A 20,820-nucleotide genomic window follows, 5' to 3' on the forward strand; every position below is an offset into this window, starting at 1 on the left:
CTTCTTATTCTCGGCTCTGAGAGGTTGATAAAGTGCGATCATTTTTCTATATTTTCAATGACTTTGGAGAGAATTTTTTGCAGATTTTTAGGCCGATAGTCTTGGCGTTTTTTCAATCGCTCGATCGCGCTTTCATGAAGATCGTCAATGGTATCGCCCACATCGCGCCACTTGATTCCTGCCAATTTGAAGAACCCAGGATTGTTTTGAAATGGAACCTTATAATCAGGCTTGATATCCTCAATGGCCTCTAGCTCGAATTCCAGCTTCAATTCAAAGTCACTGATTTGATCCAACATCCACTTCAAGACAGCATCGGATAACCCCCGGTATGCTGGCGTACCACCGCCGATGCAGCCATGCTCGCCTGGAAACCAAACTTGACGAAGCTTCTGCTTGGGGGCATCAGGATTTTTCTTCATCAGGGTAACATCAAAGATTTCGCGAATTTCGTCGATCGCCACGGCGTGCAACGCATTCTCAATATCCTTATTTAAAGTGGTGTCGTGGAATTTGTACCTTGTTTTAATCTGTGCCTCAAACTTCTTGAAGGCGGGTACAAGAGGAATACCAAGGGCTCCAACGGTGTCGAAACAACCAAGCAAGGTAATCGGGACGCTATCGCCCCGATCTTTGCCGTTTTCTTTGCGGAACCTCTTTGCTTCCTCATCATTTGGTTTAATGCCTCGGTTACGGTAAAGCTCGTAAGCTTCTGATGCCTTGGTAACATAACGGCGGGATAGGAGACCGGAGCAATAGATCATCCCCGCTAGACTCCTGACTGTGTAAGCACCGCGACTGAACCCGAATAAATAGATTTCGTCACCGCGATCGTAGTTGAAAGAAAGAAAACGATAGGCATCTTGTATATTTTTATCGATTCCCAGCCCAGTAACTCCGCCCACAATCTTGTTACTGTCTACTCCAATTCCCTCGTCATAAAACACAATCTGCGGAACCCCGTCACTGGCTGTCCGTTTCACGGCCTGGGCAAGCCTAACCACATTAGTTGGGCACTGAGTATCTAGTTTGTTCCAAGTTCCATCACAGCAAACGATCAGACGTTTCATTTTTTAATTTTCTCTTTGAATCTGGAAGTTGAGAGCGAGCTGTCTTTGGTAATCGGTTACAAGAGAATTGCCAATTCCAGTGTTTCTATCGCCTGACAGCGATCGCCGATCGTTGATTGCTGGAAATCGATATTTTGCTGGCAATCTTTAGCTTTTTCGATTCTCAGGATAGTAGTCTCAAAACACCATCTAGTCTAGTTGGCTGTATTAAAATGTTAACTTTATTTATATTTCGTAACTAAAAAATTTACAGCGTGAAATAGTTGGTTGGGTTCTGGGAAAGTCCTCGATTTACCTAAAACGTAAAAAATTCAGAGCGTGAAATAGTAGGATGGGTTCTGGGAAAGTCCTCAATTCTCCTAACAGAAGTACCGATCCGACGCCCTAGCTAACAAACCTTGGAACACATTTACGCTCTGCTTTGTCAGTTTGTCAAACAGCTATATCTTATCGATTTGTCCGTTGACTGCAAGATAATAGTGAGGTATTGGCTACACAGGTATCAGGTTCGATGCTCTGTTGAGGTTAAAATTTGTTTCAATCACTCTCAGGTTTTCTGCGATCGGCTTGAAGTTTTTAACAATCGGTGGGCTTTTCTGGTTTCTCGATCGGCAAATTTGTGAGAAAATTTCCTAGCCGCGGTTAAATTTGAAACGTCCAAAAGTGGGGACGATCGACCGCAGCGACTGGCTACGAGGTTCTCGCACCAAAATCAAAGGCAGCAAGCCTACCAACCGCACAGCAGCCGAGAGGGCAAACAGTGAACCCAAACTCATGCCCGGAAGTTCCGCAAGAAAGCCGCCGGCGGTAGTTCCCAAAGCCCCAGCTAATCCCGAAACCGCTGCGCCGATCGCAAAATAAGTCGAAGGTTGCTCGATCGACGCTATCTCCATTTGAATATTGTTAGTACACAGCCCGATCGCCCCTAAAGTCGTTCCCCCCAGCAAGTGCAGCAGCGGCAGCCACACCCACACCGCAAACGGGTAATTGCCCGTACCCAACCACAGCAAAGGCGTTACGGCTACCACCAGCCCAACCGCAATTAGCAGGGGGCGATTTCCCCAGCGATCGGCCAACTTACCCCAAAACATCAGCAGCAGTAGATTTGCCCCGGAACTTAAGCTGGTGTAAATCGTTACCAAACTCACATCCAAGCTTAAATCTTTCAGCAGGTAGATATTAAAAAAAGGCGCGCTGAGATTAATAGCAAATGTCCACACACTGAAGTAAAGAATAAACATTAAAAAATTAGAATCTTTCAGCACAGAAGGCACAAAATCTGTTATGTGCTTGGCTTTTTTCTCTGTAAGTCGATCGCTCTCTGCATCTTTTTTGTATACCTGGGGATTTACATCAACCATGAAGGATTGACACCCCAAACTAATCATTCCCGCCAAAACACCCACAAATAAAACAATACCGTAGCCAAAAATTGGACCGCCGTCCCAAGTTGACACTCCCAATCCCATCAACGGCACTCCCAGCAAAGTGATGAAGCTGACAGCACTGTTGCGAAAGCCAAAATAGCGTCCCCGCAAGCGCTGAGGAACCACAGCAGCCATCCAACTGAACCAGCTAGAATTGGCAAAAGCTGCCAGCACACTAGCTGCTACGACTGTTAACAGTGTCCATTGCAGCAGTTGGTGGAGGTCTGCGTGCTGGGAACCCCAAACAATTGCCACCGCGAGCACCAGCCACAGCAGCCGCGACACGCCGAATACAAATAGGTTGTACCAGCGGCGGCTGGTTGTGCGGTCTGCGATGTAGGCTCCTACTGGTTGCAGGAGATTTACCACCATCGGAATAGCAGAAAATATACCTATTTCCACGCTGCTGGCGCCGAGTTGCAGCAAGAAGTTGCTCAGCAGCACGCCGGTGGTCGCCGACTCGAAGACAGTGGCAAAAACGCCGTCTAGAGTTGAGGCTTTCAGGGTCGATCGAACGTCTTTTTTGGAAAATTGGATATCTGTTTTTGGATATAAAGCGAGCTGAGATATTGGATTGTCTAGTATTTCAGGAGTCTGAAGAGATAGAGGTTTATTTAACTCTGTAACTGGTTCAATCATAGTCAATCAATTTGAGATTTGAGATTTGAGATTTGAGATTTGAGATTTGAGATTTGAGATTTGAGAATTGAAGTAACAGGGTTAGATAAAACCAGCCCCACCTTCAAGAGGCTAGCTCGAAAGTAGGACTGGCACGTCCGGGTAATTCAGATAAATATAAATGACTTGCAATCGCTAGGACATCAACCGGTTGGGAGATATAAATTTGCTAATTGTGAAAAAGTAGGTTTTAGGGCTTAACTGATATCTTGCACCATTGTCAAGAACGGGCTCTGGGGCCCGTTCCACAAAGAATGAGTCTTCTTGTGGAACAGGCCGAAAAGCCTGTTCCTAAACAAGTAATTGAGAATGGTGCAAGATGTGAGCTTAACCAAAAAGCGAGCGCAGCATTTCCCATACCAAAAATTTCTCGAATTCCGCCTCGAACAAGTCTCCGCAAGGGCCAAAACAAATTTCGCGCAAGCTCATCGACTCGGCTCTGACACCTTTACGGCTAGGTAAATTTATACAGTGAAAGACGATCGACTTGCCGAGTATAGCTGCTAACGATTTGTACCTAATTGCTGGAATCCGTTTGTTCAGTGCCAGCGCTCGCGATCGAGATTCCGGGTTTTTTGTGAAAATCGCCCCCAGGTGCCGGTAAAGCTTCGGAGTGGGTTATTGGCGATCCTACGAGGGCTTCGCTAACGCACCTCACAAAAGTGTGGCTTGCTTCAAGGCAACTCACAGGACAAAATTATAGTTGACAAAAATTACGCTAACTGCAGATAATAACAAACCCTAGAATTAAACTTAAACGTTTGAGGGGTATCAGTCCTAAGGCGTGATGTCTATCGCCAGCAAATTTACGGATGTTTGCATTAGATTGTGACTAAAACTAAACCTTTATCCGGGTATACACTGCCAGTATTTGCCTGTGCGGCCGCACTTGCAGCTTTGCGGTGCTTGCGTGAGGGTATTCACTCTTTAGATAGCGTATCAGTAAATTTACTGGAACCGCAAATAACGGCAGAAATTCCGATCGAACAGGCGTCTGTACTCAAAACTAATACCGCTTTAGGAGTGACTCGCTCCGATCCGGGGGACAATCTCGATTTGACTCGCAATACCCCCGTTTGGGCAATGGTGGAATTGGGGAATTGGGAAGAGGGAGAGAGGGAGAGAGAGGGAGAGAATGGGGGAGAGGGAGAGCAGATTGTGATTCTCGGCGGTGAAGGTATAGGGCGTCACACAGTCGGTGGAGGAGCAGCGATCTATGATTACGCAATGCGGCTGCTGCGATCGAATCTGAGCCTAAAACTCGCACGGGGAGAAAAAATTACTGTCACCCTGATTCTGCCGTCTGGGCGGCAACTAGCCACCCGCACTTCTAACGAAGCTTTCGGCGTGGTAGAAGGACTTTCGCTGCTGGGTACAACTGGCATTTCTCAACCGCTGAGTGCCCCTGGACAGTTGGAAGTTTACCGCGAACAACTGCAACAAAAAGCCGAATTGTTTGACTGTTTGGTTTTTTGCATCGGCGAAAACGGCTTGGATTTAGCGCGACAACTGGGGATTAATCCTGAGAGGCTCGTCAAAACCGCTAACTGGCTCGGCCCGCTGCTGGTAGAGGCCGGATATCAGGGCGTGCAGTCAATTTTGCTGTTTGGCTATCACGGGAAACTGATGAAATTGGCGGCGGGAATTTTTCACACTCACCACCACCTCGCTGACGGGCGCAGGGAAATTCTCACAGCTTACTGTGCTAAAGCTGGAATGCCGGCCGATGCGTGTTCCGCAATTTTTGCCGCAGCGACAGCCGAAGAGGCTATCGGGCAACTGCGGGCTTTGGACGCCGAGTTTGGGAGCAATTGGGTCGATCGAATTTACGGCGACATCGCCCGACAAATAGACTTGCGGTCATCGGATTGCATTTTTACTCACACTAACTTGCACATCCCCGTGGGCTCGGTCATGTTCGGGCGCGATCGCAAAATTATTGTTAAAAGTGATATAGGAGATACATTTTTGACTCAAATTTGTTAATCTAGTGTGAATATCCCTGAATTCTGTTTAAAACATCGCTCAGGGATAATATTTAACAAGTAATAATTCTTTGTCCCTAGACCTTAATTATACTAGGTTGCTTCGGGAAGTTATTTCTGAAGCAATAATTCTATTAATTAGGGTAAGGCTCGAAGTAAATCTATGCTTGCCCTGAACCCGATTAATCGACTAACATCGCTGACTGCAATCTAGTATGAATAAGATTTATTCCTAGCGACTAATGGTTCCTCGCCTTCCTTAGAATTGTACTGAGACCGCGACAGATACCTCCGCTACTTTCGACCCAATTAGCAATTAGCAATTACGCAATAACCGTGACTACTCAAATAAAAACTGAATCAGACCTCACAAACTCTTCTCTGGGGAAGATCGATCGCCAGATGATCGTGATTCTCGACTTCGGTTCGCAATATTCCGAACTGATTGCTCGTCGCATTCGCGAAACTCAAGTATATTCCGAAGTTATTTCTTACCGCACTACTGCAGAACAGTTAAAAGCTATCAATCCTAAAGGAATTATTCTTTCAGGAGGCCCGAGTTCTGTATACGATGAAAAAGCACCCCAATGCGACCCAGAAATTTGGAATTTGGGAATACCGGTGTTGGGAGTGTGTTACGGGATGCAGTTGATGGTAAAGCAGCTCGGAGGCACGGTTGAGCGCTCTAAATTAGCGGAATACGGCAAGGCATCGCTATTTATTGACGATCCTACGGATTTGCTGACAAATGTCGAAGAGGGCAGCACGATGTGGATGAGCCACGGAGACTCGTGTACTGAGCTGCCGACGGGTTTTGAGATCCTCGCTCACACTGACAATACTCCGTCTGCTGCTGTTGCTCACCACGAGAAAAATTTGTACGGGGTTCAGTTTCACCCAGAAGTAGTTCACTCGATCGGGGGAATAGCTTTAATTCGCAATTTTGTTTACCACATTTGCGAGTGCGAACCGACTTGGACGACTGCTACTTTTGTGGAGGAATCGATTCGGGAAATTCGCGAACAAGTGGGAGATAAACGAGTTTTGCTGGCTCTATCCGGTGGTGTAGATTCTTCTACTTTGGCTTTCTTGCTGCACAAGGCGATCGGCGACCAACTTACCTGTATGTTTATCGACCAAGGGTTTATGCGGAAGTATGAACCAGAACGGTTGGTAAAATTATTTAAAGAGCAATTCCACATTGACGTTGAGTATGTGAATGCTCGCGAACGCTTTTTAGCTCAACTTGAAGGGATTACCGATCCTGAAGTAAAACGCAAGCGGATTGGTCACGAGTTTATCAACGTATTTGAAGAAGAATCGAAGCGTCTAGGCCCCTTCGACTACCTCGCACAAGGTACTCTTTATCCTGATGTGATTGAGTCGGCTGACACTAATGTAGACCCGAAAAGTGGCGAGCGAGTTGCTGTTAAAATTAAAAGCCACCACAACGTCGGCGGTTTGCCGAAAGATTTGCGATTTAAGCTGATTGAACCGCTGCGAAAACTGTTTAAGGATGAGGTGCGAAAAGTCGGCCGGTCGATCGGGCTTCCCGAAGAAATCGTGAACCGGCAACCTTTCCCCGGCCCGGGATTGGCGATTCGGATTATAGGAGAAGTTACCGCAGAGAGACTAAATATTTTGCGGGATGCTGACTTCATTGTTCGCCAAGAAATTAACCGGCACGGATTGTACGGTGAACTTTGGCAAGCTTTTGCAGTTTTGCTGCCGATTCGCAGTGTAGGCGTGATGGGCGATCAGCGCACTTATGCTTACCCGATCGTCTTGCGATTTATTAAGAGTGAAGACGGGATGACGGCTGACTGGGCGCGGGTTCCTTACGATTTGTTGGAACTGATCTCGAACCGGATTGTGAATGAAGTTAAGGGGGTGAACCGGGTGGTTTACGATATTACTTCTAAGCCACCGGGAACGATCGAGTGGGAGTGATTTGTAGTTAGCGATTAAGTAGGCGGACTAATTTTTTTGTCTGTCTACTTATTTTGATTTTGGATAAAAGGGCGATTCCCCACATTCCGCCCTTTGACTCTCACATTTAGGTATTTTTGACCAAACCATGAGGTTTGCATCAATTGTGAGGGAATTCCCCGTCAACAGTTGCTCAAAGGGCGGAATGTGGGTTCTAATTGTTCCACCGCTGCATTGGTTTTAATGTTGTGACTTCGATCACTGGTAACACGGACTTGGTTCACCGAAGATTTTCAGTATTATCACGGAAAAAAACCAGCACCATCACTTGCTCTTAGGAGAAACCACGAGATGATTAAGGTGTCGAGTTCAAAACAATCCCATGTATCCAGTTAATCTTCTCCCCGGCGCTATCAACGAATTAATCGCCACTGTCACCGATACTCACCGCGTTACCAAAGCTGACCGCTACGGCATGATGGCCGCCATCCTCGATGAGTCCATCAGTGAAGAAGAACGTGGCTCACTCGATCGTCTGATTCGCTCCCTGGTCAAAGGTAGGATTCAAGTCAGTGATGAACTCTCCATCGTCTCTTGACATTCCCCAGCCATCAGGCGTGGGGATTCTTGGTTCTGGCGACATACCTTAAAACTATCTATCCGTGCGGCAATACTTAAACCAAATATCCGTTCAAAAAAACCAAATATCGAGCCTAATTTAGTTAGTCCCAGAGGGTTTTATCTCCCCAAGCGTTCGAGAATTACTTCTCATGTTACCGGATGCCCGCTCGGTACGTTTTAACTTCCAAAAATTTACTTTTCTGGTTTTGGCTTACGTTAGTCAGCCTAGCTATAGTCAGCCTAGCTATGTTTTTCGTGGTTTTCGCCACCCACTAACCATTATTATTTTCCGACCAGTCGTTTGAGCTTGGTGTCTCATGTGTATCGGCGGTTATTCTACCTGTGGTATAAGTATCATTGTACTCTACTTTAAATAGAATGCTAGGAAATTTAAAAAATAGATACTAACGCCAGTAAAGGATTAAAACAAAAATCGGCAATCAATTAAAGCCGTCCTATTAAGAAGGGGCTTTAGACCCAATTATCTTGGTAAGCAGAAAGCTGGTTGAGAACTCGACACTCTACAGCGGCTTTCCGTTGGGAAGTTTAAACAAGTCACTGATACAACTCTCTATAAAGAGCTTTTTGTATAAGCTGTCGCGCATTTAAATTGTATATTCAGGGCGGGCGGGACGCCCAACCCCTACTCCCCACAAGACTTTAATTTTTTTGGACATACAATTTAAAGGCACAACAGCTTAATGCACTTTTGACATAGACAATTAGCGTTCGCAACTTCATCACCATCATGACGGATACCATCCAGCATCTTATTGAGCCACACATTCAAGATTTGGGTGGATTCCAAGCCCGCCGCTTGCTTCCCTCAGATGTTCTAGCATTGGTAGGCCCGTTCATCTTTTTTGACCATCTTGGTCCTGCGGTGTTTCCACCCGGCCGGGGCGTGGATGTCAGACCGCATCCGCACATAAACTTAGCAACCGTCACCTACCTGTTTGAAGGTGTTTTGCTGCATCGTGATAGTGTCGGCAGTGTTCAAGAAATCCGTCCCGGTGCGGTGAACTGGATGACGGCAGGGCGAGGCATTGTCCACTCTGAACGCACCCCTGACGACGATCGCAGCAAAGAAGCCATCCTGCATGGCATTCAAACCTGGATAGCACTTCCCGATGAATACGAAGAAACCGACCCCTGGTTTCGGCATCATCCGGCTTCTGAGCTGCCTGTTTGGGAGGATGCAGGAGTTTCGTTCACCCTAATTGCGGGTGAGGCCTATGGTCGCACTTCCCCAGTTCAAATATTTTCCCCCATGATTTATCTGGACGTACAACTAACTGCTGGAAGAGAATTTACCTTACCGGGCGATTACAGCGAACAGGCGGTTTACAGCGTAACAGAGGGGCTTGTGATCGATGGAGTGCCTCTGGAACAACATCGGTTAGCAGTTCTCACTTCCGGCTCTGAAGTAAACATTTCTGCTTCAGGTAAGGCTCGTTGTATTGTGATTGGCGGTGAACCTGTTGGTGAGCGCTATAAGTGGTGGAATTTTGTTTCGAGTCGGCACTCGCGCATTGAGCAAGCTAAACTCGATTGGAGAGAGGGACGCTTTGCTCAGGTTCCTCAAGAGACAGAGTTTATTCCGCTGCCAGAAGAGCCACCTTCTCAAGCAGAGCAACCGTTGTGAATAACCACAGCGATATTTAAATTAAAAAAACGCCAATTAATTAGGTGAGAATATTGTAGGGTTGATTGATTAATTGTTCCTACAAGTTTAGGATAGTAATTACAGCCTCTTCCATGTTCATGAAGTACACTATAAAGCTATATTGTGTGGTGTTAATCTGTAGGGTGCGTCGCTGCGAAATATTGGTCGATAAAACTTACAGATTGACGGGTGGCGACGCACCTTACTTGCTAGAAGATTGTGTCTACCACATCTACATGGAATATGCTGTATATAAAGTCTGAGCGATCGATCGCAATACCTGAGAGTCTGGATGGTTGACCAATATTTGCATTAGGAATCCGAGTTCCGGGGGAACCCGTCCCTAAAGGATTGGAATGCTTTCGTAACTATCGGCCTATATTGCGCTTCATGCGATCGAGTTCTTCGTCTGCTTCCCAGCGTTGAAACTTTTCTTCTAAAGGATCGGCCGCATTAAAACTGTTATAATTTGAACTCTGATTCCAACCCTTTGTATCCCAATTTGGCTCTGTTTTAGTGGTAGGGCGAGCGGCAGCTTCTGCAGCTTTGGCTCGGACTTCTTTTCGCCGTACTTGAATTTGGCGGTACAGTTCTTTTGCTTTTTCAATCCGTTCTTTGCAGCCTTGCATTTGCCCCCAGCGCTGATTTCCCTGACGCAGCAAAGCTGCTTGCCGCTCTTGGGCGGCTTGAGCTAAATCGAGCCTTTGAGCAGCTTTAGCTTTGTTGATGCGATCGTTCCAGCGCTGAATTTCTTGGGCGGCCGAGAGAATTTCGGCTTGCAGTTTTTTCTCTTGTTTTTGGATATCGAGAATCAGCCGCAGAGTGTCTTCTTCTTGTTCCTTCAGTTGTTCTTCTATTGCCTGCAATTCCAGATGGGGATTGCTACGCAAAAATTCTTCTAATCGGGTTTCTAGAAAGCGGCTGAAATCATCAAATAAGCCCATTTTTTATAATTCCTCAGTCATCTGTTATGAGTCATTAGTCATTGGTCATTAGTTATTAGTCATTGGTTCTTAGTCACTGGAGATCGATTATCGATCCTGAGTTGTTAGTTATAGCAGAAGAAAGTTCGGCAACGAATTGGGGAAGCGATTTAACGGATAGAAGCAAGAAGTAATAAGAGCAATGGTTTCAGCAATTAAGAACGTCTTGACGGTTCCTATATTATAACTTTTTTCACTGCTCGTGATATACAGCCCGATCGCTGCCCATTACTGATTACCGATGACCTAACTCATAACTAATGACTGATGACTAATGACTCATAACTGATGACTGATTAGAACTTTTGGCCGACAAAAACCGAGCGCACATCTCCTCCCTTGCGGATAACTGCTTCTTGATTTTTGATTTCTGCCAGCGTCCAACCGCTAGCGCCGATGCTTTCGCCGACATAAATTCTGCGGGCTACGCCGTCTACTTCAAACAAAGCAGCCGATCGATCGCCCAACTCCAAAATCCCTACCAACGTGTGCGCGGAAGTCGGGGCGCTGCTGACGGCCGGTGCGGATTGCTCGGGCGCGGGCGCAGATTGCTGGGCAGCAGGCGCTGGTGCCGGTTCGGTTTCGCGAGCCAAAATCTTTGGCTGGGGAGACTCCGAGGGGGAAGGGGAAGTGGGGAGGGGAGAGCGAGTACCCGCAGCGGCGATCGCACGACCGGAGGCTGGAGCAGCAGGCGAGGGGGAAACTGCGCTGGTTTGAGGAGCAGCCGGAGCAGCCGGAGCAGCCGGAGCCGCAGCTACCGGAGCAGCCGGAGCCACAGTCACCTGAGCGGGGGGAGGGATGACTACGATTTGGGGTGCAGGTGCTCCCGGCTGCGCGCCGGCTTGTTCTAGGGCATCAGCGATGCGGTTGACTGCGGTCGAAAGACCTGCTGTTGCCGGCGGCGCGCCGGAAATGGGAATGCTCGGCAGAGTCCCTGGGGTGGGGGCTGCGGGAACTCCTGCAAGTTGCGGGTTAGCTTGGGGTGCTTTTTTTTGTTCGATCGCTTCTAGCGAGCGCTGCACGTATTCGACAAACGGGGTGTCAGGTGCTGTTTTGCCACTTGCTGCGGGTGTCTCTGGTGCGGGGGCGGCGGGCAAGCGCACGAGTCCCGATCTGCTTGCGAGCCATAACCCCATGACTAGCAGCAGCGACCCACATGCTGCTCCCAGCAGCATTCTGTCGAATGATTGTTTGGACTGCTGTTTTTGGGCTGTTTCTAGGGCGACTTGGCGGGCGATCGCTTCTACGTCTTTTTCCCCCCCCTGCGGCTGGGGGGGTGCCAACTGCGACAAAACTATTTGAGGTACCGAGATCGACTTGAGCGCCACGAATTCTGGCTGCACGGGCTCGGATGGCAGTCCGCCGCTACCGTCGAATGCTTGATCGACTCCTTCAAACAGTTCGTCCATCAACCTATCGGCGTAGGACTCTACTGCCACTGCTTCGGCTGGCACTGTTTCCACCGTCGCCATCACGGCGATCGGATCTGACGCTGATTCCAAAGACATCTGTTTGGCGATTACTTTTTGAGGCATAGTTTTCTGTTTGCTCCCGCTCCTCGACAACCCTGAGATTCTCAACTTCAGACTTCTACAGGATACTTGTGATGTTGACCAATTCTTGGTTAAGAACAGGTCAATTGTATCTCACCCATCACCATATTTTTAGTCCTCGGCCAACTTACTTTGCCCGATCGACTTTTGTTTTACCTGTTTTGGGCTTTTTCGTCCCTGTTTTCTGCTGCCAGTCTTATTTGCTTACCCTGACTTTTACTGCATATTCTAGTGCTTTTGTCAACCCCACCCTCCGGGGCTTCGCAGTTTTGGACACACAGCTTTACTTGAGGATCTCGCAAAAAAAGCGGGTTTTTTGCCGCTGTTTCCGATCGCATTGCAGCTTTAACAAGGATTTCAGACTTTTACTCGTCTTAAGTTTCTTTGTCCGTTTGCTTAAAATTGGATTTAGGACAATAATTTTAATCCCAACTCCCAATTTCAACTTCATGACAGCCAAAATATTGTCATTACTACCCCTTGACAGAGGATAAAAGCTAAGGGGAAAATCCAGCGAAACATTTGCATCATCCCAGCGGTGAAATCGGGTTTTTTGTGGTTTTTTAGCAAGAAATGTACGGTGACATTAGCCTGAATCGACAAAAAGAAAAAGATATAACAAATAAATATGTATGCGTCCAGCAGAGTCATGTAAGATAATCTCGGCAAAGCATTAGCAACAGTGAAGTTAAAAGTTATTGCCGTGAGGGTGCTGGTCATGCCTACACTCATCTGAGTGGTAAAAGCCGTGTTTGCATCTATCCAAAAAGTCGCCCAAGAAAGCAGCGTAATTAGCAGCAGGGGACTAAAGACTTTAAATAGGTAAAACTGGTAATTCCGCTTGAGGTTAAGTTCAAAAGTGTATCGCGAATAGGTTTTATTTTCTAGTTCAAAATTGTTGGAAGTGACTGTACTTTTCCCGTCAAGAATTTGCCATTCGGATAAAGAAACGAAAGAATCCTTGCTGTATCCAGTCATCTTGGGATCTTTTTGGAAAACTACACGTCGTTGACATCCTCCCCACTGATGAATCAGGGGGATTCCAATCTACCCAAACAAAGAAAGTTGTTTAGGGAATTGGTGGGTTGACGCTTCGCTGGAAGATGCCGCATTAGATGCGGTCTTACTCCGTCCTCCACGTCCGTTTTTAGTCTCAGGCAATCCACCCGCGACTTTTATATTAATTGCGGCATTTTTATCTCGGTCGTGAACAGCTCCACAAAATAAGCAAGTCCATTCGCGAACCGAGAGTTCTTTTTTACCGCCAATTTGTCCGCAACAAGAACATCTTTGGCTGGTTGGCTCCCAGCGACTGATTACCCGGAAATCTCTTCCGTATATGGACGATTTAGCTTCCAGCATTGTCCGAAAACTTCGCCAACCCAAATCAGAAATAGCACGAGATAATTTGCGGTTTTTCATCATACCGGAGACGTTAAGGTCTTCCAAAACTATCGTTTGGTTTTCACGAATAATTCTGGTACTCAACTTGTGTAAAAAATCTTTTCGGGTATCGGAGATTTTGGCATGAATTCGTGCCACCTTCCGACGCGCCAGTTCTCTTCGCTTACTTCCCTTCTGTTTTCTAGATAGTTTGCGTTGTGATGAGCGAAGTTTCCTCAGATGCTTCTTGAGTGGCTTAGGAGATTTTACTTTTTCGTCGGTACTCAAGGTAGCGAAGTCGGTAATACCTAAATCTATGCCAACAGATTGCCCGTTGTCGGGCAAGACTACCGGATTAACTTCAATCACAAAGCTAGCAAAATATCGATTCGCAGCATCTTTGATTATTGTGACTGAGCTTGGCGCAGATGGTAGATCCCTTGACCAGACAACCTTGATTCGCCCAATCCTAGCAAGGTAGACTTTCCCGTGTTTGATAGAAAAACCCCCTATCCTGAACCGGGCAGACTGTTTGCCGTTACGCTTCTTGAATTTTGGGCGGTGTACTTTCAGACCTTTTCTTTTGCCTTTAAGTGAATCAAAGTAGTTTTTCCAAGCTACTCCTAAATCAGAAATCGATTGTTGTAGTGGAATGTTTGAGACTTCCGCTAGCCATTCTCGCTCTTCTAGTTTTTTGGCTTGAGTAATGAAGGTCTTTTGCAAATCCCCATTACTGGGTAGCTTGTCTGATGAGTTACAGAATGCTAGTGAATCGTTCCATACAACCCGACAGCAACCAAACAATTTAGCAAGGCTACGAACTTGCTGAGAAGTTGGATATATGCGGTATTGATATCGTTGTTTCATGTAACTATTTTAGCAGTAAAACAACCATTGAAAAATGTACATATTTTAAGATTCCGGCTAACTCAAAAATGAAGGCGGTTGAAACCGCTGCCGACTTTTCCCCGTGTCTAAAGCCAGGGGCTTGCGTCTCGTTTTCCGGTCATCAAAAGACAATGATTCCCAAACAACCTTAGCTGTTTGCGTATCAAAGGGAAACTTTCTCAAATTTAAGTCAGACGATACCGTGGCGTTAACGAGTTCTAAATAAGTGACGGTGCCGTCGGGCTGCGCGGTTAATTCCACCGCGCCTTTTTTCGCCGCTGATGGAGAGTTGACAATTGTTAAAACTGGTTCCCATATTTTTTCGGGAGTGTAGCGAATTTCTGTGTCGCCAACTGCATTGGGGTCAAATGCTAGGCGCCGGTCTTGCCAAGTTGCCGACAAATAACCGCTGACATCAAAAGTTTCATCTGATTGATTAATGCGACCGATGTTGGTCAAGTAGAAGCCGATAGCCACTTCTGTTGGCTTGTCAGCGTTGGGAGGACTTTTGAGACCAGCTTTGGGAGTTTCTAGAGGCGGTGTTGTCGGGGCTGTGGCTGCGGTGGTTGACCTTGGTGCGGGTGCGGGGGAATTGGTGGGAGTATTTTGAGCGGCGACTGGGGAATAGGTAAAAAGGGCAGCAGTTAATGCTAAGCTCACCAGAGCTGAGATTGTGTGAGCTTTCAGTCGATTGTTGTTCATCTGATGGTATTCCTCGGACTAAGATGATTTTTTTTACTGTCGCTGAGCAGAATCGGCTGAGAAACCGAATTGTTAGCTATGGCGATTGAACTGCAATCAAGCAATTACCGGAATTAATGGGATTTCTGCATCCAAGATGGTTTAAGTTAGATGTACTCTGCTCAAAATTACTGACGAAAATTCCTGATGCTGGATTGGGTTGTTGATTGTTAGCGGTAATTTTTGTAAGACTACTGCATTGATTATTTATACTAGGACTGACGCAGAAATATCAAATAAACCGGGTTTTTTACTCCTAGTTAAAAGCTCAAATGCAGTTTTTTTGTTACAAAACCCGGTTTTTGGGTAAGTTTTGTATAATATCACCCACACAATTTTTTGTCAACAGCCCTGGGGTGCTGTGTATCTTCTTTTCAGAGCGATATACTGCCCAAGCTATTTATCGTTTCTCATTAAATTTGTGAAGCCATCGAAAACATCTCTTAAAATATTTCCAATTTCAGCAACCCCAAATTAACCCACCCGTTCGGCCAATTCCAACCAGCGCTCAGTCGCCCGATCGATCTGCTGCGTCAACTGAGCCAAACGATCCGATAACTTCTTCACCTCGGCAAACCCGCTGGGAGCATTGTTAGACAACCTCTTTTCAATCTCTTGTTTCTCAGCTTCCATCTGCGGAATTTGACTTTCTAATTGTTCGTATTCCCGCTTCTCATTAAAGGAAACTTTGGTAGATTTTTGAGTGGGATTTGTGGATTTTGAATTATTAGATTCAGCGGTGCGTGTAAGTTTTTCTTTTTCTTTTTGCCCTTTGATTTCCTTGGCTTCTTCGGCTTTCTTGTAGTCTAAATACACTGAATAATTGCCGGGATACAAGCGCAAATTCCCCCCAGGCTCCAAGGCGAAAACCATGTCGATCGTGCGATCGAGAAAATAGCGATCGTGGGACACCACAATCACGCAGCCGTTAAAATCTTCGAGATAATCCTCCAAAACCGCCAGAGTCTGCACGTCTAAGTCGTTTGTCGGTTCGTCCAAAATCAGCACGTTCGGCGCACTCATCAGCACTTTCAACAGAAATAACCGGCGCTTTTCCCCGCCAGAAAGTTTGCTAATTGGTGAATACTGTTGGTTCGGTGGAAACAGAAACTTTTCCAACATTTGAGAAGCGGTAATGATTTCCCCGTCCGCCGTTTGCACCAACTCTGCCACACTTTTCAAGTATTCAATAACTCGCTGGTCTTCGTTCGGCGTCAAATCCTCTGAATGCTGGTCAAAATAACCGATATGAATGGTTGTGCCTATTTCGACTGTACCCGAATCCGGCTGAATGCGTCCGGTGATGATATCCATCAGCGTCGATTTTCCCGCACCGTTGCAGCCAATAATTCCAATCCGGTCTTCGGGAGTGAAATTGTAGGTAAAATCTTTAATTAAAGTGCGATCGCCGTAAGCTTTACAGATATTCAGCAACTCAATCACCTTCTTACCAATCCGGCGGCCCGCTGTGGCAATTTCGACTTTGCCGTTGGCTGTTTTGAACTCCTGGGCTCGCATATCTTTAATGCGATCGATCCGAGCTTTTTGCTTGGTACTGCGCGCCTTCGGCCCGCGTTTGAGCCATTCCAATTCGCGCCGCAATACACCCGCGTGTTTGCGAACACTGCTGGCGGCGGATTCTTCAGCTAGGGCTTTTTTTTCCAAGTAATAAGCGTAATTGCCAGCATAATTGTAAAGGTCGCCGCGATCGATCTCCAGAATCCGATTAGTAACGCGATCGAGAAAATAGCGATCGTGCGTAATCAGCAGCAAAGCACCGCGATAGCCGTTCAAATAATTCTGCAACCACTCCACAGACAGCGCATCCAAGTGGTTTGTCGGTTCATCCATCAGCAACACATCGGGCTCGGACAACAAAGCCGTTGCTAAGGCAATTCGCTTGCGGTAGCCGCCGGACAAATCGGCAATTTTCGCATCAAAATCCTCAATCCCCAACTTGGTTAAAATCAATTTCGCCTTGGTTTCCAAATCCCACGCATCCACCTCATCAATGCGTTCAGACACTGCAGACAGACGCGCCATCAACTTGTCTGTATCGCCTTTGCCGTGGGACAATTGAGCGGAAATTTCCTCGTATTCTCGCACTAAAGCCATTTGTTCGCCGCTGTCGGCAAATACTTGCTCTAAGACAGTGTGATTTTCGTCTAAATCCGGCTGTTGGGGGAGATAAACAATTTTAGAGCCTGGATTGACCCAGCGATCGCCAGAGTCGATCGACTCCATACCCGCAATCATTTTCAGCAGGGTTGATTTCCCGGAACCGTTTGTGCCGATGAGTCCGACTTTATCGCCTTCATCGAGGCTGAAACTGGCATCTGTCAAGAGTTCCTTGATGCCGAAGTCTTTTTTGATCGATCGAAGAGTAAAAATAGTCATCAGTATAGAAAGTCATTTACCTGACTTAGTTTAGCGCTGACCTTCCCACTCCGGCACAAACAAGATTATTTAAGGAATCCCAAACAAACTTTGTACCACAGGCTACAGACTTTTTATCGGTTCGCCGTAAGCTACTCAATACAGCTCTTTGTTGTCGGGCCTAGCCTGTGCTTGAGCCGGAATGCGCCACTAACCGGGCGATCTAGAAAACGAGACACGCCTCCTTTGAAAGAGCAATCGCCAGCGGGACTCGGCCCACAAAAGATTTTAGTCTTACATTTTTGCCCAAAAATGTTATCCTGTCTCGCGCCTTTAAAAAGCATCTTTCAGCGTGCGAGCGACGGGCGCGTCCAATCCTCTCCCCAGTTGCCCTAACCGGTAAATTATATTTAGTTGAGCTGACCGCAGTTGCGGTATCATTTATTTTTAGGTAGAGTGGTTTGAAGACAAGGCGTCTAATTCAAAACTATTAGGATAATCCGGAGAAAAAAGCTGTGCCGATAAATGTTCTCTCTCTTCCATACCCTGTGACATTTGTGGTTCGGTATCCAGAACGTTGGCCTGAGCTATTTCAACCCTCGGAAACATCAATACCCGAACCCAACTCCTTACATGGTCGCATTAAAAGTTACGAAGAATGTTGGATTATCCTTACCTATTTGTATCTGAAGCAAAAACATCTCAATGTATCAATTTCCGACCAATTTACTCCGGGAGAGATTTGTGTTGTTAGTTCCATGGATTTGGGAATTAAGGATCGGACTTTTAACTCCTTTGTTGTAGGTTGTCGTAGTGATGGTTTTCAACCTCCTCTTTGCGATATCACGGTTGTGCAAAATAAAGTCTGTCTCGATTCAGAAACCGATATATTCATCCCTCACTGGCCCCAACCTGGTCTTATACCGAGGCTTAAGGAACGAGGCAGTACAATTGAAAATATTGTTTTCAAAGGTGACGAAATAAATTTGTATGAATCGTTTCGTTCTCCTGAATTTAAGCGAGAACTAGAAAAACTTGGTGTCACACTCAGAATTAATGGCAAACTTGAAAATCAACCTGTAATGTGGCATGATTACAGCACCGATGATTTAGTTTTAGCTGTGCGCGATCTCACAGAAAAAGATGCCTTACTCAAACCAGCTAGTAAACTGGTCAATGCTTGGATAGCGGGAGTACCAGCTTTACTCGGGCCTGAGCCAGCCTTCGGCGAACAGAGACAGTCAGACCTAGATTATATCGAAGTGACAACACCTCAAGCAGTATTGGAGGCAGTTAAATTACTTAAGTCACAGCCTGAACTCTATGAAAAAATGGTAGCCAACGGGCACAAGCGCGCTGAAGATTTCACAACAGAAAAAATGATTCAGCGATGGTATGAATTCCTTGCAGGCCCTGTAGCCGATGGGTACAAGCGCTGGAGCAAAAGAACGCAGGTTAGCCGCATCGCAGAGTTTTCTCTCAGGAGCATTCAGCATAAAATAGCTGGTAGAAAAGCGGCTTACGATCGCCACCACGGGTATCGTCCGATCTCGGGTAGACATACCTAATTCTGTTACAGCGTAGCCATTGCCGATCGACTATGCCGTTATCCTGCGTACTGTACAAAAGCACAACGACAAACAATCCTAGCGTAACTGCGGTAATAGGCTTAATCAGACTGGCGGTTCGTAAAGTGGATGTTCTAATTGAGTCAAAAAATGGTTTTGAGAATGATATTGGTGACTTTCATCTAAATCCGGCTGTTGGGGGAGATAGACAATTGTAGACTCTGGATTGACCCAGCGATCGCGGCTAGTCGATCGACTCCATACCGGCAATCATTTTCAGCAGGGTTGATTTCCCGGAACGGTTGGTGCCGATGAGTCCGACTTTATCCTCTTCATCGAGGCTGAAACTGGCATCTGTCAAGAGTTCCTTGATGCCGAAGTCTTTTTTGATCGCTCGCAGAGTAAAAATAGTCATCTGTATAGAAAGTCATTTACCTGACGCAAGTTTAACGCAAGTTCGATCGAGTCTGGCTGCATCACTTACGCACGTCGAGGTCATAAACTAGGTTTATTCGCAGACATTTAGCGATCGAGATTTTTCAGAGAAACCCGGTTGATGAGGCTAAGTCCTGCTATACTTTGATTATAGCTACAGTTACTTAAGCAAAGTTATATAGACGCAGGTTCTTATGTCTCAAGCAATTAGGCAAGACATCATCAGTATCGCCGAAGAGCAAATTGACGAAAGAAGGCAAGAAATTGACTACGACACCAGAGAAGTCACGATCGAATTCATAGTCAATAAATACCTGGAAAAAGATGACGATGAGTTCAGTGAGATTTATATCCCTGAATATCAAAGAGAATTGGTATGGGATATTAATCGTCAATGTCGATTCATTGAATCCATTATTCTTGGTCTGCCTATTGCTGTCATTATTGTCGCAGAAATAAAAGAAACTGGAAGACTAGAAATTGTTGATGGCTCTCAGAGGGTGAGGACTGTTGCAGCTTTCCTTACAAATCAGTTGCAATTGAGTAATCTCAAAACATTAGATTCTCTCAACGGTTCCTATTTTAAGGATCTCGCACCCTCACGCCAAAGAAAGTTTAAAAACACTCCGATCAGAATGATAGTTCTCTCAGACAAAACTGATGAAAAAGTAAGGAATGATGTGTTCTGTCGCATGAACTTGTGAGAATATATTGATTTTTTTGCAGATAGTTTTTGTAAGTTGATTTAAGAGATATTATGATAAGGACAAGCTTTTAAGTCACAGCTTATGAAAGAGTTTATCAGAGACTTTGACAGGCGAGTGGCAGAAATTCAGAAATATTTTGAATTAGTAGATAAAATTGAACAAATTGGTACATTGTCTGCTAAATCGATCGTCTTCCCATCAGGTGAATATATTGTTGATAGCCAGATTCAAAAAATCTTGAAGTCTCATTGTTATCTGCTATTATACAATCTTGTCGAATCTTCTCTTAGAAATGGTATAACTGCAATTCATGATATTATTTTAATCGAGCAATTAACTTATAAAGATTTAAGTCCAAAAATCAAGAGATTGTGGTTGCTGAACGATTTAAGTAAAAGCTTCAGAGATTTATATGTCAAAAAAGATACTGTCGCAGACAATCTTCAGGAATTAATTACATCGGTTTTAGATGATGAGATAGTTTCGTTAGATCCATCTAATATTCCCATATCGGGAAATTTGGATGCTAAAACTATCAAAGAACTCATCGATATGTATGGTTTCTTTGGAAATTTAGGAGTTGCGAGTAAAGAAATCGATGAGATTCTGAATTTTGTGGTTAAGATACGATGCGATTTGGCACATGGAAATGTTTCGTTTTGTGATGCTTCGAGTCAAATACTTTGGAGGAAGGTAGTTGACGATCGAGATAAATTGGTAAAATATTTAACTCATATGCTGAATAATATTGATGATTACATTCAGAAGAAGAAATACAGAATCTAGCCGTCGAATTTGAGGAGTAAAGTT

Annotated in this window: 16 protein-coding genes and 1 pseudogene; 8 read left to right on the forward strand and 9 right to left on the reverse strand. The window is 45.6% G+C overall.

The genetic code is table 11. The features are described 5' to 3' along the window. Positions 1-38 precede the first annotated feature (38 nt). Both QUB06_RS06180 and QUB06_RS06185 read right to left on the reverse strand, forming a co-directional pair. Positions 39-1,070: a DUF2235 domain-containing protein gene (locus tag QUB06_RS06180; protein WP_333434539.1), complete on the reverse strand. Its 1,032-nt coding sequence runs from the start codon at positions 1,068-1,070 to the stop codon at positions 39-41. Between the two features lie 632 nt (positions 1,071-1,702). Next, positions 1,703-3,136: an MFS transporter gene (locus tag QUB06_RS06185; RefSeq protein WP_333434540.1), complete on the reverse strand. Its 1,434-nt coding sequence runs from the start codon at positions 3,134-3,136 to the stop codon at positions 1,703-1,705. An 867-nt stretch (positions 3,137-4,003) separates the two neighbouring features. On the opposite strand from QUB06_RS06185, the gene cbiD reads away from it, so the two are divergent. From cbiD to QUB06_RS06210, 5 genes are all read left to right on the forward strand, one after another. After that, a complete protein-coding gene (gene cbiD, locus QUB06_RS06190) occupies positions 4,004-5,161 on the forward strand; it encodes a cobalt-precorrin-5B (C(1))-methyltransferase CbiD (protein ID WP_333434541.1) in 1,158 nt (385 codons plus the stop codon). Positions 5,162-5,496: 335 nt separating this feature from the next. Then, positions 5,497-7,110 carry a glutamine-hydrolyzing GMP synthase gene (gene guaA, locus QUB06_RS06195; RefSeq protein ID WP_333434542.1) on the forward strand — a complete coding sequence of 538 codons (1,614 nt, stop codon included), beginning with the start codon at positions 5,497-5,499 and terminating at the stop codon, positions 7,108-7,110. A gap of 361 nt (positions 7,111-7,471) precedes the next feature. Next, the gene (locus QUB06_RS06200) at positions 7,472-7,687 is read left to right on the forward strand and encodes a hypothetical protein (protein ID WP_333054638.1); all 216 of its coding nucleotides are present in this window, start codon (positions 7,472-7,474) and stop codon (positions 7,685-7,687) included. Between the two features lie 771 nt (positions 7,688-8,458). Continuing rightward, positions 8,459-9,355 (forward strand): pirin family protein, encoded by an 897-nt coding sequence (locus QUB06_RS06205; RefSeq protein ID WP_333434543.1) that lies wholly within the window; start codon positions 8,459-8,461, stop codon positions 9,353-9,355. A gap of 119 nt (positions 9,356-9,474) precedes the next feature. Continuing rightward, complete coding sequence (locus QUB06_RS06210) at positions 9,475-9,639, forward strand: hypothetical protein (protein ID WP_333434544.1); 165 nt, start codon at positions 9,475-9,477, stop codon at positions 9,637-9,639. Positions 9,640-9,744: 105 nt separating this feature from the next. Here the strand turns inward: QUB06_RS06210 and QUB06_RS06215 are convergent, their stop codons facing one another. From QUB06_RS06215 to QUB06_RS06240, 6 genes are all read right to left on the reverse strand, one after another. Further along, entirely contained in the window at positions 9,745-10,320 is a 576-nt protein-coding gene (locus QUB06_RS06215) for a TIGR04376 family protein (protein ID WP_333109128.1), read from the reverse strand. A gap of 335 nt (positions 10,321-10,655) precedes the next feature. Then, on the reverse strand, positions 10,656-11,894 hold the full coding sequence (locus tag QUB06_RS06220; protein ID WP_333434545.1) for a hypothetical protein: 1,239 nt from the start codon (positions 11,892-11,894) through the stop codon (positions 10,656-10,658). Between the two features lie 465 nt (positions 11,895-12,359). Further along, positions 12,360-12,890 carry a hypothetical protein gene (locus QUB06_RS06225; RefSeq protein ID WP_333434546.1) on the reverse strand — a complete coding sequence of 177 codons (531 nt, stop codon included), beginning with the start codon at positions 12,888-12,890 and terminating at the stop codon, positions 12,360-12,362. Between the two features lie 69 nt (positions 12,891-12,959). After that, positions 12,960-14,162, reverse strand: coding sequence for an RNA-guided endonuclease TnpB family protein (locus QUB06_RS06230; RefSeq protein ID WP_333434547.1), 1,203 nt, complete (start codon positions 14,160-14,162; stop codon positions 12,960-12,962). A gap of 57 nt (positions 14,163-14,219) precedes the next feature. Continuing rightward, on the reverse strand, positions 14,220-14,885 hold the full coding sequence (locus QUB06_RS06235) for a hypothetical protein (RefSeq protein ID WP_333434548.1): 666 nt from the start codon (positions 14,883-14,885) through the stop codon (positions 14,220-14,222). A 513-nt stretch (positions 14,886-15,398) separates the two neighbouring features. Then, positions 15,399-17,321 carry an ATP-binding cassette domain-containing protein gene (locus tag QUB06_RS06240; RefSeq protein WP_333434549.1) on the reverse strand — a complete coding sequence of 641 codons (1,923 nt, stop codon included), beginning with the start codon at positions 17,319-17,321 and terminating at the stop codon, positions 15,399-15,401. A gap of 494 nt (positions 17,322-17,815) precedes the next feature. Between QUB06_RS06240 and QUB06_RS06245 the strand changes: the two genes are divergently transcribed. Continuing rightward, positions 17,816-18,868, forward strand: a complete 1,053-nt coding sequence (locus QUB06_RS06245) for a hypothetical protein (protein WP_333434550.1) — start codon at positions 17,816-17,818, stop codon at positions 18,866-18,868. Positions 18,869-19,039: 171 nt separating this feature from the next. Here the strand turns inward: QUB06_RS06245 and QUB06_RS06250 are convergent. Then, positions 19,040-19,283, reverse strand: a pseudogene (locus QUB06_RS06250) (ATP-binding cassette domain-containing protein); the annotation flags it as partial. Positions 19,284-19,497: 214 nt separating this feature from the next. Between QUB06_RS06250 and QUB06_RS06255 the strand changes: the two are divergent. Then, the gene (locus QUB06_RS06255; protein ID WP_333434551.1) at positions 19,498-20,007 is read left to right on the forward strand and encodes a DUF262 domain-containing protein; all 510 of its coding nucleotides are present in this window, start codon (positions 19,498-19,500) and stop codon (positions 20,005-20,007) included. 84 nt (positions 20,008-20,091) lie between these two features. Continuing rightward, positions 20,092-20,796: an MAE_28990/MAE_18760 family HEPN-like nuclease gene (locus QUB06_RS06260; RefSeq protein ID WP_333434552.1), complete on the forward strand. Its 705-nt coding sequence runs from the start codon at positions 20,092-20,094 to the stop codon at positions 20,794-20,796. Positions 20,797-20,820 lie beyond the last annotated feature (24 nt).

Origin of the sequence: Microcoleus sp. D2_18a_D3 (genome assembly GCF_036702455.1) — a bacterium.
GTDB lineage: Bacteria > Cyanobacteriota > Cyanobacteriia > Cyanobacteriales > Microcoleaceae > Microcoleus.

Bases quoted from the DNA above. Each gene is read 5' to 3' on its own strand.
- QUB06_RS06200 (WP_333054638.1), top strand. From the start codon at position 7,472: ATGTATCCAGTTAATCTTCTCCCCGGCGCTATCAACGAATTAATCGCC.
- QUB06_RS06260 (WP_333434552.1), top strand. From the start codon at position 20,092: ATGAAAGAGTTTATCAGAGACTTTGACAGGCGAGTGGCAGAAATTCAG.
- QUB06_RS06180 (WP_333434539.1), bottom strand. From the start codon at position 1,070: ATGAAACGTCTGATCGTTTGCTGTGATGGAACTTGGAACAAACTAGAT.
- QUB06_RS06240 (WP_333434549.1), bottom strand. From the start codon at position 17,321: ATGACTATTTTTACTCTTCGATCGATCAAAAAAGACTTCGGCATCAAG.
- QUB06_RS06210 (WP_333434544.1), top strand. From the start codon at position 9,475: ATGAAGTACACTATAAAGCTATATTGTGTGGTGTTAATCTGTAGGGTG.
- QUB06_RS06220 (WP_333434545.1), bottom strand. From the start codon at position 11,894: ATGCCTCAAAAAGTAATCGCCAAACAGATGTCTTTGGAATCAGCGTCA.
- QUB06_RS06255 (WP_333434551.1), top strand. From the start codon at position 19,498: ATGTCTCAAGCAATTAGGCAAGACATCATCAGTATCGCCGAAGAGCAA.
- QUB06_RS06215 (WP_333109128.1), bottom strand. From the start codon at position 10,320: ATGGGCTTATTTGATGATTTCAGCCGCTTTCTAGAAACCCGATTAGAA.
- QUB06_RS06225 (WP_333434546.1), bottom strand. From the start codon at position 12,890: ATGACTGGATACAGCAAGGATTCTTTCGTTTCTTTATCCGAATGGCAA.
- QUB06_RS06230 (WP_333434547.1), bottom strand. From the start codon at position 14,162: ATGAAACAACGATATCAATACCGCATATATCCAACTTCTCAGCAAGTT.
- QUB06_RS06205 (WP_333434543.1), top strand. From the start codon at position 8,459: ATGACGGATACCATCCAGCATCTTATTGAGCCACACATTCAAGATTTG.
- QUB06_RS06185 (WP_333434540.1), bottom strand. From the start codon at position 3,136: ATGATTGAACCAGTTACAGAGTTAAATAAACCTCTATCTCTTCAGACT.
- QUB06_RS06235 (WP_333434548.1), bottom strand. From the start codon at position 14,885: ATGAACAACAATCGACTGAAAGCTCACACAATCTCAGCTCTGGTGAGC.